At 49.3% G+C, this 14,904-nt stretch carries 12 protein-coding genes; 2 read left to right on the forward strand and 10 right to left on the reverse strand.

What is annotated here, in order from left to right:
- The coding region (locus ACO6UY_RS10450; RefSeq protein ID WP_422489845.1) for a hypothetical protein at positions 1-743 on the forward strand (743 nt) is incomplete at its 5' end.
- A gap of 11 nt (positions 744-754) precedes the next feature.
- Positions 755-1,843: a PQQ-binding-like beta-propeller repeat protein gene (locus ACO6UY_RS10455; protein WP_422489847.1), complete on the forward strand. Its 1,089-nt coding sequence runs from the start codon at positions 755-757 to the stop codon at positions 1,841-1,843.
- A gap of 601 nt (positions 1,844-2,444) precedes the next feature.
- Here the strand turns inward: ACO6UY_RS10455 and ACO6UY_RS10460 are convergent.
- The 10 genes from ACO6UY_RS10460 to nrdB form a co-directional block, all read right to left on the reverse strand.
- On the reverse strand, positions 2,445-5,093 hold the full coding sequence (locus ACO6UY_RS10460; RefSeq protein WP_422489849.1) for a hypothetical protein: 2,649 nt from the start codon (positions 5,091-5,093) through the stop codon (positions 2,445-2,447).
- A gap of 90 nt (positions 5,094-5,183) precedes the next feature.
- A complete protein-coding gene (gene yaaA / locus ACO6UY_RS10465; RefSeq protein ID WP_422450017.1) occupies positions 5,184-5,972 on the reverse strand; it encodes a peroxide stress protein YaaA in 789 nt (262 codons plus the stop codon).
- Positions 5,973-6,174: 202 nt separating this feature from the next.
- Positions 6,175-7,578, reverse strand: coding sequence for a PhoH family protein (locus ACO6UY_RS10470; protein ID WP_422460387.1), 1,404 nt, complete (start codon positions 7,576-7,578; stop codon positions 6,175-6,177).
- Positions 7,579-7,848: 270 nt separating this feature from the next.
- Positions 7,849-9,255, reverse strand: a complete 1,407-nt coding sequence (gene rhlB, locus ACO6UY_RS10475) for an ATP-dependent RNA helicase RhlB (protein ID WP_422450019.1) — start codon at positions 9,253-9,255, stop codon at positions 7,849-7,851.
- Between the two features lie 345 nt (positions 9,256-9,600).
- Positions 9,601-9,912, reverse strand: coding sequence for a hypothetical protein (locus ACO6UY_RS10480; RefSeq protein WP_422450020.1), 312 nt, complete (start codon positions 9,910-9,912; stop codon positions 9,601-9,603).
- Positions 9,913-10,071: 159 nt separating this feature from the next.
- Positions 10,072-10,530 (reverse strand): aspartate carbamoyltransferase regulatory subunit, encoded by a 459-nt coding sequence (gene pyrI / locus ACO6UY_RS10485; RefSeq protein WP_101747838.1) that lies wholly within the window; start codon positions 10,528-10,530, stop codon positions 10,072-10,074.
- Positions 10,531-10,540: 10 nt separating this feature from the next.
- The gene (gene pyrB / locus ACO6UY_RS10490; RefSeq protein ID WP_422460383.1) at positions 10,541-11,473 is read right to left on the reverse strand and encodes an aspartate carbamoyltransferase; all 933 of its coding nucleotides are present in this window, start codon (positions 11,471-11,473) and stop codon (positions 10,541-10,543) included.
- A 362-nt stretch (positions 11,474-11,835) separates the two neighbouring features.
- The gene (locus ACO6UY_RS10495; RefSeq protein ID WP_422489851.1) at positions 11,836-12,993 is read right to left on the reverse strand and encodes a hypothetical protein; all 1,158 of its coding nucleotides are present in this window, start codon (positions 12,991-12,993) and stop codon (positions 11,836-11,838) included.
- Positions 12,994-13,124: 131 nt separating this feature from the next.
- A complete protein-coding gene (gene yfaE / locus ACO6UY_RS10500; protein ID WP_422489853.1) occupies positions 13,125-13,409 on the reverse strand; it encodes a class I ribonucleotide reductase maintenance protein YfaE in 285 nt (94 codons plus the stop codon).
- Between the two features lie 91 nt (positions 13,410-13,500).
- Positions 13,501-14,631: a class Ia ribonucleoside-diphosphate reductase subunit beta gene (gene nrdB / locus ACO6UY_RS10505; RefSeq protein WP_422450023.1), complete on the reverse strand. Its 1,131-nt coding sequence runs from the start codon at positions 14,629-14,631 to the stop codon at positions 13,501-13,503.
- Positions 14,632-14,904 lie beyond the last annotated feature (273 nt).

Below are 14,904 nucleotides of genomic sequence, written 5' to 3' on the forward strand. Positions count from 1 at the left end.
TCAATAAACCTGAATTGGCGACAGCATGGAACTTCCTGGATGATCATGACTTTCCACAGCTATCCAAAGATCTTGATACGCTGGAAAGCGTCGCCAGCTTATTAAAAAAGAAAGCATTGCTGAACAAGGCAGGGATCACGGAGGTACAATTAGGTAAGCTGCTGAAATCCTACCAGAAGGGAGGTGCCAGAACTGAAGCCACCAAACAAGTAGTAGATGGCCTTAACGATCTGGTCAGTAATGGCACAGCTTTCAAAAATATCGATCGATTGATTGGCGACCTTAATCATGGTGGTGGTAACATCAGCGTCGGTGCTGGTTGGGTGCTGCGGGGAATCAGTAACAAGCGGGATGATTTCCGTGATGCACTGCTGGAGTTTGAAGTGCCGGTGAACAGTGGCAGTGGGCGGATTGATATTAAAGTGACCGACGCTGATGATTATACAACCTTCTATGAATTCAAGACGATCGGAAAGCTACCTCCGGGTGATTTTGTTAAGCAATTTACCCGGGACCTTGTCAATGGAGATGTGAGCAGTCTTGATCAGATTCGGTGGCATTTTGAAGGAAAGGCGCTGGGGAAAAAGGTGTTTACGGGTGAGGATAGGCAGCAGCTGCTGGCGGAGTTGAAAAAGTTGGATACCTCAAGCATTGACTTCAATAAGTTCGAGAAAATTTCTGATCGAGAAGTTCTTTTCAATAAACTTACAGCAAACTTTGATGACATTTTTAAAATCATTTAGCGGAGGTGGCTATGTGGAAACATCAATTTCAATCTGACAAACCCGTAAGCGTCATCCGGTATCCAAAAGTACATAATGGTGACATCCATTATATTGACGATAGCAGAAACCTTATGGTCCTTGATGGATTTACATTTAATCTGAAGTACCAGTCCGATATTGAAGAAAAAGCACATATTCAACAGATTGTAGATGGCCAACTCTTTCTTATAGCAAAAAAGGAGCGAGGAGAGATGATCTATCGCTTTGACAATGGCATGCTGAGTGCGCAGTTTGACAGTGAGATGGAAGATTGTTGGGTTTTACCTGATAATCGATTATTTTGTTCTACCGATGTAGCGTTATCTACAGGTCCTAAAAGTTCAAGTATTATTCGATATTTCGATTTAGAAACAGGCCAAAGTTTGTGGGAGTTTGACCCATCTCTTGTATTAGGTTATAAGGAAAAATCCGAAGAGGGCGTGTTTTACGGGGGTAAGGAAAATAATAAATTATATCGCCTAAACCCTGACACAGGCGAAACCCTCTGGCACATCGACTTACCTGAAGGTGTCAAAACTGCCAACGAGCCTATCCGTGTATACGACAGTGTACTTTCTGTATCCCTGGAGAAAAAAATCAAGCAACGGGGCAGGCGTGATCGCCGGTTACGTTTTATGTGGGGGCTAAACCCAGATACTGGAGAGCGCCTTTGGGAGATTTCGCATCGATCATTGTTTTTTTTCAAAGAACCGAAAACTGGACTGCTTCATAATTTTTCCAGTGCCAGTAAAGCCTTCGGTGAGAAAGAGTATTTTTATGAGTGCATTGATCCGGTCGCTGGAAAGTTGCTGTCCCAAAAGGAAGTGTCTGGTGAATATGAAGGCTTGGAAGTAGGCACGGTATCACCACACTTAAAGACTCTGGATAACGGCATACTGTACTTCAAGGCAGACAACCGGGTGATTGGTCGCTTCAATATTAATAGCCAGTGTGTTGAATATGCTCAGGTTCTGGAAGAGCTAACCAGTCAACGTTTCTCTGAGCCCCAGATATACGGCAACCGCATGTTGGTCACAGACGACAACGAGCGTTTCCATGTGTATGAGTGGGTTGAGTAGATGAGTGATCGAAATTAAGTAAAGAGAGCAGAGCCATGTAAATGTGGTGTGAAGGCGACCACTATAACGGTTCAAGATGTAAGAACCTGAAATCCACCTGACCCAAGCGCCCGCCTTTTTTGGCCCCGATGTGCAGCCACCCGCTGTCATCGACGTATATATACCAATGGCACTGACTTAAGCTCACTTCCCTTGGTATTTCTTGAGTCTGCGTGCCTGCGACCTTGAATGCTGGAGCCTTTTATGCGGTTTTGGCTGTTTCTTAACGGCCCATGGCTTCGACCGACCGGGTCGATTTCCAACAATATGCTGTCCTATGATGTCCAACATATTAATGATTTGGTGTCACTGGCCACCTGTCGCATGAACAAGGTTAATGTTTTGATGGGTGGAAAATCCCTTACCCAGTCGCTTCTTTCCGAGTAAGCCTTGAATCATCAAGGGCTGAGACCTTAAGTCAGTGCCATTGGGTTATAACTGCATTTTCATGATCATAAAGCTCAAAGAACCCCGCAGGCATGACAGATACGGGAACGTTATCGCCTAAAGGCGACATTACCAGTCAGCCAGGTTACATTGAACTCACCGGAATGTGTGGTGCTTAGTTAAAATCGTCTTCTTTGTCTTTACCATTATTGGCTTGCATGATTGGAAACAATCTCTTTCTCAGAGAAGCAAACAGATCATTGGGGTTGGGTGCCTGCTCTGCTTTTTCCTTTGCCTCTTTTTTTGCCTCCTGGATTTGTTGCTCAATATCCTTGTCGCTGCTCTGACGCTTGTTATCCATGGCGGTAGCAGCGTTTTCCAGAGCTTTTTTGAATGTCTCACTGCCAAAGAAGCCCTGGTTTGATGGCTTGCTTTTAGCTCCGTTACCTGATTCCGTTTTGTTTGCGTTGTCCGGGCTATTGGCCTGAGCAGTGCTGGTTGATGCCGGAGCCTTCCTGGTCCTGGCGGACAATATTTCCTGGGATATTGGTGGAGGTACTGGTGGTGCAGCGGGAGCCAATGGCGTTGTGGCATCATTGTTCAAAATTGGCTGAGCGGTTTCTCCCGGTTCTTCTGGAGAGAGGGCGGCATTTATGTTGTTCAGGTCAGCGGTTACATCCTCCGGGAGCTGGTCATCAGATACGGACGAGTCTGTGATGTCGTCAGCATCCATGGTATCTGAACTTCTTCTCAGCATCTTTGCCACGGCGGCTTCCAACTCTGCTTTAAACCGGGCATCGTTAAACGTCTTGTTACCGGATGATGTGTTTTTCGTTTCGCCCTTTGGTACGGCAATGTTATTGGTTGCCTTGCTATTCGTCTGAGAAGAGCTTCTCTGCCCGGCCGGTAACTCATCCGCCGCAGGGAACGGTGGAAAGGAAACCGTTGTTTCAGCAGGCTTGTAACCGTTGGATGATAGTCCCGACTGGGAGGGCTGAGCTGTTTCTTCCATAGCGCTCTTTCTTGCCGCTACTTTTTCCATCAGTTCATCGATAAAGGGAAGGTGGCTATTTTCCAATCTCTCCGCCGTCTGAGCCCATTTCCTGGCAACATTGCTATCCAGAGTGTCAACTTCTTCCGGTGTTTTGGGTCTTCTGTCGGCCAGTTTTTTGGTCAATTCCGCCATGAGTTCGGGGTGACTCCCGGGCCGAGAGGCTTTTGGTGTGTTTGCCGTATCGTCATTGGGTGAAAGTCTGTCACTGGTTTGAGTGCTATTGCCTTCGATTGGCTGGTTTGGGTTTGTTGATTTTAGTTCCCTTTGTCTATTTTTTAGCTCTCTGAGCAGTGCTGCATGCAAGTTCTCTTGTTTTTCTGGCTGTCGGGCTTGCGATTTGGCCGTCTGTTCCGTTTTCGGGTCAGTTGACGGCTCTGCCTGTTGCAGCGTCATTGTTGGCTGAACGTCGGATTGCTCTGCCGGGATAGAGGCTGTTTCCCGGATTTCTTCCCGGGCGAGGGATGGTGCTGTCATGGTTTCTGGCAAGGGGGAGAGGCTATCAATGGGCGCTGTTTCCTGCGGACTTTCTGCGCTGTCTGGTACGGTGCCAGTTTGCTTTTTCAGAGCTGAAACGGGCTCGGTGACAGCGAGGTCTTCTTCTGTTGGCATACTCTCTGTATGTTCAGCTGCGGGAGTGCTTTCTTGTTCTGTCTCCTGAATAAGTGGAGAGCTTTGCGCGACTGCGTCAGTAGCCTGCTGTTCACTCTTTGGTAAAGCCGGTTCGGCCTCTTCATGCGGAGGTGGAACGACGGTTTGCGAACTCACTAAAGGCAGTGGTACGGGATAAACCGGAGGTGGAGGCTGAGTGTTTACAGGTGAATCGGTGACTATGGGGGCAGCTGGCTTCTGTGCACCGGAAGAAGTTGTTGTGGTTAAGTCTTGCTCTTCAGGGTGACCATTACCTTTCTCAATACCCGGAGAATCTTCTCTGGCAGTGATAGCCGAACTTTCCTCTGTTGCTGGCCGGGCGCTTGTATCATGGTGCCTGGTCTCGACATAGCTTTTCTCAACGGGGTTTCGATGATGAACGGTGATTGCACACTTTCTGTTACTGAGCTTGTCAAACGCCTGTGCGCCTTCACCCTGGCCCAGGGTTTCCCTGCCCGCAATCTCGTTATCGTTGCGCACGAGGGACTGTCTTATTTCTTCGGCTTCACTGACACTTGCTTCTGTATTGGTATGCTGCTGACGCTTAAGGGCCTCTACGGTTTTTTCCATTAACTGGTCAAGATTCTTCTGGTTCTCCAATTCATCGCCCGGGGGTATCAGGCTCAGTGGTTTTTCGGACTGAGACTTAAGGGTGATTTTAACGCTAAGGCCAGCCGGGAACTCCATACTCCTGAGCATTGCCAGCACCTGCTCAGGGCTATTAGCTTGAGCTTTTTCCAGCGCTTCCAGCGAAATACCGACGACTTTCCTGGCGTTAATGGCACCAAGAACACTGTCTGCCCGTTGCAGTAAATCAGTCCGTTGCTGCAAAAGTTTTGCAGCCTGGCTATCCGGTTTATTCTCTTTTAAACCCGTCGTGTGATGAGCGGGTACCTGGGTCGCTTCTGTTTTTAGCGGCGATGGACTGTCTGCACCGGTTACCACGCTTTTCTGTTCCGCCAAGTAGCTTGTGGTATCGGCATTTTCAATTTTCCTGCCTCTATGGCTACCAACCGGTGCCTCAGCCTCTTTTGGCGTTGGCTCATAATTGGTGTGGACAGGGCCTGAACCCCCGACTCCTGGCGCTTGGTGACAAAGTGGGTTTCTGGGTAGTTTGAACATAATTAAGTAGGCTGGCCGGTAATATTGTTAGTGATATCGGCAGCAGGAGGAAATTGTTACCGGTCAGCTTTATTTAGCTGACCGGCGTTTTTATTTATTTTCTGCCCTGTCCCCTTCCCGGGTGAAAACCCACTCTTTATCCGAGGACATGGCCTCATTAAAGGCATAACCTTCATAGTTAAAACTTTTCATTTTTTCTGGCTGATCAATATTATGGTCGATAATATAGCGACACATCAGGCCCCGGGCTTTTTTGGCGTAGAAACTGATGATTTTATATTGACCGTTCTTCCAGTCTTTAAATACCGGCGTAATAATCTGGCCATTAATCTGCTTTGGCTGAACAGACTTGTAATATTCATTGGACGCGAGGTTGACCAGTACCTGGCTCTTCTGACTGGCCAGCTCGTTGTTCAGCTGCTCTGTAATCCTGCTTCCCCAGAACTGGTAAAGGTCTTTCCCCCGCTGATTGGCAAATCGCGTGCCCATTTCCAGACGGTAAGCCTGCATTAAATCCAGCGGGCGAAGCAGGCCATAAAGGCCAGAGAGAATTCGCAGGTGTTTCTGGGTAAATGACAGCTGCTTTTCACTCAGTGTTTCTGCGTCGAGACCGGTGTATACATCCCCCTTGAAGGCCAGTACCGCCTGCTTGGCATTATCCGGACTGAACGGTGTTGACCATGCCTGGAAACGGGCGGCATTGAGCTGGGACAGCTTATCACTGATGCTCATCAGGCTGCCAATCGCTGCCGGGCTTAATTCAAGGAGCTCTTCAATCAGTAGGGCGGACTGGTCAAGAAAGTCTGGCTGAGTGAATTTTCTTGTTGTGGGTGGTGTGTCATAGTCCAGGGTTTTCGCTGGAGAAATAACGAGCAGCATTCAACTCTCCCTGATTTTTCAAGCTTAAGATAATGATGACAATAGTAGAGCAGGGAGCGTTTCTTTAATAGGGTTGAATGGGTTAATAAGACCTATCATGTCCATTGATAATGGCTATCACTTTAAGAAGCAGGAGTGTGATCAATTTGTTAATAAATAGAAAGCCCCGGCGATCCGGGGCTTTGTCGTGAAGAGGAATGAGCTACAGATGGGTTTCAGCGTACGCTGCCAGTGGTGACCTTGGTACACCCTGAAGCTGCATTGAACCTCCATTGGGGAAATGCTTCAGGCGCTCAGTCATATAGGTTAAGCCGGAGCTGGTGGCGGCCAGATAAGGGGTGTCGATCTGGGCCAGGTTGCCAAGGCAGATCACTTTACTGCCGACACCGGCGCGGGTGATGATGGTTTTGATCTGGTGGGGAGTCAGATTCTGACATTCATCAATGATGATCAGACTCTGCTGGAAACTCCTGCCACGGATGTAGTTCAGGGATTTGAAATGCAGCGGTACCCGGTCGAGTATGTACTCCACACTGCTGTTGGTGGATTCGTCATCATTGTGCAGCGCTTCCAGGTTATCGGTTATAGCGCCCAGCCAGGGTTCCATTTTTTCAGCCTCGGTACCTGGCAGGAAGCCAATATCTTCATCCAATCCCCGGGTGGAACGGGTGGCAATAATTCTCCGGTATTGTTTCGTGGCAATGGTCATTTCAATGGCGGCTGCCAGGGCCAGAATGGTCTTGCCAGAACCGGCGGCACCATTGAGATTCACCAGATGCACATCCGGATCAAGCAGCAGATTCAGGGCCATGGCCTGGTTGATATTCAAGGGTCTCAACCCCCAGGCTTCCTGATGCATCAGGCTTTCTCTGCTGTAGTGCTGAAGACTGACCTGGTCGTCCGATAGGTCAATGACTTTTGCTACAAACCCCTGGTCGTCTAAAAGGAACTTGTTGAGATACAACTCTTCGGCAAACTCACTTTTATCCAGGGTGTGAATGGTTTTACCATCAAGCTGTACTGTTTTTACTTCATTGACCCGGTCCCAGAAGTTGCCTTCATAATGGATATAACCTTTGGTCAGTAAGCCAATATCACTGACCAGCTGGTCACTGTGATAGTCTTCGGTAAGAATACCGCAGCCCCGGGCTTTGAGGCGCATATTTATGTCTTTGGTGACCAGTATGAACTGCCGGTCCGGATGGGCTTTCTGATACTGACAGATGTCGTTAATTATCTGGTTGTCGTTATTACTGCTGGGGAGTGTGGTGATTTTATCGTCGGCATGACTCATCATGATGGAGAGTGTGCCGGATGTTTCCTTGCTGTGGCTTCTCTGGATAGGGACTCCCTGCTCTATCTCCGCAGGTGTTGCAGTACCCAGAATATTATCAATCAGTCGTATGGCCTGACGACAGTCGGCGGCTATGGTTTGTTTGCCGTTCTTGAGTTTGTCCAGTTCTTCCAGAACGGTGATGGGAATGATTACCTGATGTTCTTCAAAGTTGAGGATAGAGTTAGGGTCGTGAATCAGGACGTTACTGTCCAGTATGTAGGTGGTTGTGATGGGTGAGTTTTCTGGCCTGGTTTCCAGGGCATGTCCCATAGGCAGCTCCCTTGTCTGTTTTTGGGTTACTCATATTTGATTCTTATCGAAAAGCGTTAATCCGGCAAGGCTAAATTTCGATGAAGAATAAAAAAATTTTTTTCTCCTCCTAAAGGGTTTAAGTGAATGTGTTTTACTCTTATGCTTGAAAGGATATATCGTATTTTTTTATAAAAATTTTACTGTTTTTTTGATCGATATTTCTTTTGATTATTACTGTTCTCTCCCATGTCAGCAGGCGAATCGTTAGCATTCGCCTGCTCTATTAGCTTATCGGTGCTTAGTGTTTCGGGGATCAACAAGAAGCTGTTCCGGTGGGTAGTCCTTCTTCAGTTTATCCCCGAGCAGCGCTTCAAGATCCGGAATCAGGAACGAATCATCTTCACAGGCAAAGCTGATGCTGGTTCCGCTCGCCCCCGCTCTCCCGGTTCTGCCAATCCTGTGGACGTAGTCATCAGGGTCTTCAGGCAGGTTGTAGTTGATCACATGGCTGATTCCGTCAATGTGGATGCCCCGGCCAGCAACATCGGTAGCCACCAGTACTGAAATTTTTCCGGAGCGGAAATCTTCCAGAGTCCTGAGGCGCTTGTTCTGGGGAACTTCGCCGGAGATTTGGTCTGCCCTGATCCCAACCTTTTGCAGCTGTTCGGTCAGCTTGCGGGTTTGGTCCCTGCGATTGGTGAAAACAATGACTTTTTCCAGCTGGTGATGGTTAATCAGGTTTACCAGCAGGGGAAACTTCTGTTCCGATGAGAGAATGTAAACCTTTTGCTCCACCGTGTCGGTGGCCACACTGTCAGGCTCAATCTCAACCTTTACCGGGTTCCAGGTCCACTGTTCTCCAAGCCTTAATACATCATCTGTGAATGTTGCCGAGAATAGCAGCGTCTGACGGTCTCCCGGTCTTGGCGTCATGCGGATAATACGCCGTACCTGCGGGATAAAGCCCATGTCCAGCATGCGGTCTGCTTCGTCGATCACCATGACTTCAACCAGGTCCAGAAACAGGTCTTTACGCTCACAGTAGTCCAGCAGGCGCCCGGGCGTGGCAACGAGAATATCCACATAATTTTCGCCGATACGTTTACGCTGTTTCTCATAATCCATACCACCCACCACGGTGACAACGTGCAGCGGCAGGTATTGGGTCAGGGCTTCAGCGTCCTTACCGATCTGCAACGCCAGCTCCCGTGTAGGGGCGATAATGACCGCGCGTGGCTCGCCCAGGTAGCGGGTATCCGGTGCCGGGGTGTCAATCAGCTGCTTGATCGTGCTGATCAGAAATGCTGCCGTTTTACCGGTTCCCGTCTGAGCCTTGCCGATCGCATCCCGACCCGCCAGAGTGCTGCCCAGCACCTCTGCCTGAATTGGTGTGCAGTACTTGAAGCCCTGGTCAGCAATCGCATGCATCAGTTCGCCGGGCAGGGCAAAATCATGAAAGCGGGTCTTTTCAGGGTCAGGCGCTACCTGGAACTGATCAATACTCCAGCTTTCCTGAGCCCGGGCAGGACGGTCTGACTTTCTGCTGCTTGTCCGCTTCGGACGCTTTGATGATTTGACGTTGTTTCTGGAATGCGCAGCCTGTTTTTTGCTGCCGGAAAGCGCTTTCTTCCCTTTTTCAGGGGAAGCGTCTTTACTCGCGCTGCTTTTCTTAAAAAATCCTAGAAAACCACTCAATGCCTTAATCTCGTTCCTTTCAGTCCTGAACAATGGCTTTACCAATTGGCAGCCGGGTGAGCCAGCTATAAGGATACAATCTTTATCCTGATCGTCGCAGAGATGGGCGAGGAAGAAGTTAGCTGGTTAATACCATGCCCACTTTACGGTGGGAGTGGGTATGGTATAGCGTGAGAGCAACCTTGAGAGGATCTTCACGGTAAATGACATGGCGTATTATCGCGCCGATTTAATGGACAAATCAAACGAACTGTACGGATTCGCGCGAATCATGGAAATAGTGTCTTTCCACCAGGCAAATCCGGCGACGGCTAAATGGGATGCCGTGCAGTTAACACGGTCTGGTCAATCGTCCTCGAATTTTCCCCACTCGCCAGATGGCTCATCATCCGCCCGCTTGCCCAGCCACAATTGTTCAGACTTGCCTTTTTTGGACACTTTTCTTTTTTTCCTTTCCAGCCACTGCTTGTTAAGAACCATCATCAAGCCAGGATCAGGCACTGGTCGTACCGTGAGATTTTTGAACAAGGCGGTGAAAAAGCTGGCTTCTTCAGCAAATTTCTGGTTCTTTTCCCCAACAGACTCCGCTCTTACAGGGTCTGGCATGCAGCGATTACCGATAAAATTAGATATTGGACAAGAACTCATAGTTGTCACCCACCATCTGGCTGAAAATTTAATAATAGGTAGAGATGCCGTGTCTGGAAGTTAGACATTGGTGGGAAAGGAAGGATTTTATTTTTTATTTCAATCAGTTGTTTGATCAGGCCGGAAATAGAAGGCGCTCTTTATCTGCCATTGAACGCCCTCTTGCCGTTATCTGAGTTCTGCCACAATTTCCTTGCTGAAGGATTTTTCGCAATAGTGGCACTTCAGCTGGATATCATGACTTTTCTGACGCAGGTAGAAATAGCTTGCCACCGGTTCATTATGCGTAATGCAGTTAGAGTTGGGGCAGGCAAACGCGGCTCTCAGCGTTTTCGGAATGGCCATGGTGAACTTATCCACCACCCGGTAATCATCAATCACGTTGATGGTTGCGCTGGGTGCGAACAGTGCCAGTTCATTGGCCTCCTGTTCGGTAAACATCCGTCCCTCGACTTTTATAATATCTTTGAAGCCCCGGGCTTTACTGGGCAAATTAAAGCCCACGGTAATACGTGCTTCACTGTTCAGCAGATGAAGACGGTCAAGGATTTTTACCCCCTGTCCCGCCGGAATATGGTCGATGACAGTGCCCTGGCAGATGGCTTCAACCTGAAGTTTGTTACTCATCGATCATTCCTCACATCTGGTCATCAAAGGATTCATTGAGAATCAGGGCCAACAGCGCCTGACGGGCAAATACCCCGTTTCGGGCCTGTTCAAAGTAATAGGCATGGGGGGTTTGATCGACTTCAACGGCTATCTCATCAACCCTTGGCAACGGGTGCAGTACTTTCAGGTGTGCGGGTGCCTGTTTCAGGGTTTCATTGGTCAGTACATAGTTTGAGGCGATGTGCTTATACTCGGTTTCATCGAATCGCTCTTTCTGAACCCGGGTCATGTAGATGATATCTGTATCGGTAACCACTTCTTCGATGCTTTCCGCCCGACGCCACCGAATGCCTTTTTCATCCAGTTCCTGCAGGAGGTAGTCCGGCATTGCCAGTGCATCCGGGGCAATAAAATTAAATTCTGCGTTAAAGTGGGTCAGGGCCTGGGCCAGGGAGTGCACCGTCCGGCCATATTTCAGGTCACCGACAAAGGTGACTTTCAGGTTATCCAGTCGACCCTGGCACTCGCGAATACTAAACAGGTCCAGCAGGGTTTGGGTTGGGTGCTGGTTGGAGCCGTCGCCGCCATTGATAATGGGGACACTGGAGAATTCCGAGGCCAGCCGGGCAGCACCTTCCTGAGGGTGGCGCATCACCACCGCATCGGTATAGGAGCTGATGATTTTGATGGAGTCCGCGAGGGTTTCCCCTTTTTTGGCAGAGGTGTTGCCACCGTCAGCAAAACCAATCAGGGTGCCGCCTAACCTCTGAACGGCTGTTTCAAACGAGAGGCGTGTGCGGGTGGATGCCTCAAAAAAACAGCTGGCAATCACTTTGCCCTGCAATAGACCGGGGCGTGGCGTGTGTTTGAGTTCAGCTGCCACTGCAAGAATCTGTTCCATATCTTCCCGGGTAAGGTCGGCTATGGAGATAATGTTCCTGTTAAAGAACCTGTTTCCCATGGGGGTAATACCTGTCGCCTTTGGTCATTTTCAAGTCAAAAAAAAGCCCCTGGATCAAGGGGCTTTATTTTGCAATACAGATAAAGTGGTTAGCACCAGTAATAAGGATTCTGCTTGTTCTTTTGATTGACTGACGGTTCATGTGCAGTGTCATCGAAACCTTATCCCGGGTGAGTGTCGTTCAGGTTAACTCTTTTTGGTCAATCAGTCAGCTTCTTTGTTGGGTAAAAGCAGTCCGGTTGACAAATTGTATGGCATTTTACACTTCAACTGTCGTTGGTCAAGGGATTTCAGTGTTCTGGCCAGGGGCGGCGGCCTGACCGGAGACTGGCCAGTCCCGCTCACGCTCTTGTCTGAAGAAATTACCAGGGGAGATCAAGCTTTAAACTTGCCTCAAATGCCCTTAGAACCGACTCTTTGGAGTGTAAGATCCAGATGCTGGTGACAAAGTTATAAAAGGTGTCCAGCCAGCTGTCATGATGGTTCAGCTGGTAGATATGTCGTATGTTGGGTTCAAGCCCGCTGGAAGGAATCTTCATCCCGGCAACCACCACCTTGTTCGGCGGCAGTTTCCATCGGGAATATCGGCTGAGCGGATTATAGTCCTGTCCATGAAGAAAGCTGCCTTCAACATAGGAGTGATGAATTCTGGCCAATCGGCTGTCGGGCATACCTGCCAACCAGCTTGGGTGAATACCGTAGCTGTTGAAAATGTAGGCTTGCTCAATGGTCTCGGATATTGACATGGCGGCCTGGGCAATAGCGCCGCTGAAGGAGTAACCGGTTATCTCCACTGAATGGTCCGGATACATATCTTTCAGGGAATCAGCGAGATCGCTGATATCCTGCAGCTGTTTTACCGCAAGAGAGCAGGGAGAGCTGCCGGGGTGAGCGGGTTTTGATTGGGTAACCAGGCATTGGACAGCCTCATCGGACTTTTCACCGGCCAGGGCCAGAACGATCTTGCTCTTGGTCTGGGCGTTGGATGAAGGGTCTTCAGTCAGTTTAAATACCCTGACCTTGATGTTCGAGTCCGGGATAGTGACCTGGCCGATTATCTGGTGGCGGGTCTGGCCAGATTTTCGTTTCTCCTCGGCGGTGCTGGTAAAATGGGGCTGCCATTGCTCAGGGATGGCTTCCGGGTCCGCCACGAATAGAAACTGTCTGGAGCCCAGGTAAGAGAGCCTGAAAATAGCAAATATCTGTTTTTCCGGATCATCGGAGGTCAGGATTGCGTCCATTTCGGAAAAATAGCTCATCAAGGCATAGGGGTAACGCTCCAATAGCAGTTCAGTGGTGGCCCGGTAGTCTACGGTTCTTTTTTGAACGGTTTGCTGTTGATCGTTTTCATTGGATTCGGGCGTTTGTTCAGGCTCCATGCCGGAATTGGCGGGTGGCGGCGCAGTCCATTCAGCGGTGATGCCAGACGCCTGTGGCGTGGCGTCAGCAATAGCGAACAAACTGAGAATGCTCAGCAGTAAGGGGACTGCAATGATTAGGCGTATAGAGTTAGGGTGCATGGGGCTTTCCTGACCAATATAAAACCAGAGGTTAATAACTATGACCAGAAAAAGAGGCTAACGTTCAAATTTAAAGGTGTGAGGGGATTAATCAAAGCGCCTGATCCGCTGATGAGGGTGGAATAACAGGCTTACAAGTTGTGTTTCTTCATTTTGCACCCGCCCGGGATTTCAATGGTGACGTCACTGTTCAGCTGGCAGCAGCAGGTCAGTATTTTTCCTTCCGGAATAAAGGCGATGGGGTCGGTGGTATAGGTGACTTCACCATCAACAAGGGTGACCTGGCAGCTGCCACAAAACCCTTCACGGCATTGATACTCCATGTCGACGTTTTCCTGCTCAAGGGCTTCCAGAAGCGTCAGCTCTTTGCGGGGAATAAAGCTGAAGCCTTCAAGAATCTTAACAATATGAACCATGGTGTTTCGCCTGTATCAGCCAGGCTTGAAACAGGCCTGGCTATGGGACGTTGGGTATCGGAACTGCTTACACTGTTTTTTAATGCAGGACTTATAGCGAAAAGTTGCTGAAATCTTCGGACTGCACTTCGCTGTCTATTTGTCCAACCAGGTAGGAGCTGACCTCCACCTCCTGAGGCGCAACCTGAACGTTGTCGCTGTTAAGCCAGCTGTTCATCCAGGGCAGAGGGTTCTGTTTGATGGCAAACGCCGGTTCAAAGCCGACGGCAACCATCCGCTGGTTGGTGATGTATTCAACGTACTGGCCAAGAATGTCCCGGTTCAGGCCAATCATGGAGCCATCACGGAACAGGTAGTCTGCCCAGTCTTTTTCCTGTTCTGCCGCGTCGATAAAAATCTGCCTGGCCTGGTCTTTCAGCTCACGGGCAATCACTGCCATTTCCGGGTCATCTTTGCCATCGGCCAGCAGTTGCAGGATATGCTGGGTGCCGGTCAGGTGAAGAGCTTCATCGCGGGCGATCAATTTGATGATTTTGGCATTGCCCTCCATTGTGGAGCGCTCGGCAAAGGCAAAGCTGCAGGCAAAACTGACGTAAAAACGGATCGCTTCCAATACGTTCACAGACACCACAGTGAGGTAGAGCCTGCGCTTCAGGTCGGTAATGCTGATGTTGATTTCTTCGCCGTTAACGGTGTGTTTACCTTCACCCAGCTGATGGTAAAGGCTGACACCTTCGATCAGGGCGTCGTAGTAGCGGGTGATGTCCCTGGCGCGTTTGGTAATCGCCTCATTGGTCACGATATCGTCGAAGATACGGGCCGGTTCGGTGACGATATTGCGGATAATATGGGTATAGGAACGGGAGTGGATGGTCTCACTGAAGGCCCAGGTTTCGATCCAGGTTTCCAGTTCCGGCAGGGAAACAATAGGCAGCAGGGCAACGTTCGGTGAGCGGCCCTGCACCGAGTCCAGTAGGGTCTGGTATTTCAGGTTGCTGAGAAAGATGTGCCTTTCATGATCGGGAAGCGCAGCAAAGTCACGGCGATCGGTTGAGAGGTCCACCTCCTCAGGACGCCAGAAAAAGGAGAGCTGCTTCTCAATCAGCTTCTCAAAGATCGGGTATTTCTGGACATCATAACGGGATACATTGACATTACGGCCAAAGAACATGGGCTCCTGAGTAGCATTGAAGTGTTCCCGGTTAAATGTGGTGTATGTCATTGTTCGATTTGCCCCAATTCAGTGGTTTCCGCGTATGGTTTGCTGGCCTGGGAGCCTGTCGGACTTAAGGGTCCGTAGCGAGGATTGCGAGAAATTGAGGATAAAAATTTCTGCTTCTGAGGAGAATAGCGGGGCTATTTGACGAAGAAGCAGGAATTTTTAGACCAATTTATCGCAACCGCAGTAGGACAGTCTTAAGTCCGACAGGCTCCTAGAGTGATGCGAACCGCGTTATTTATCTATAAGCATTTGCGCTATAGACAGGATTGCTGT

The organism is Endozoicomonas sp. ALE010, assembly GCF_049310165.1.
Lineage (GTDB): Bacteria > Pseudomonadota > Gammaproteobacteria > Pseudomonadales > Endozoicomonadaceae > Endozoicomonas.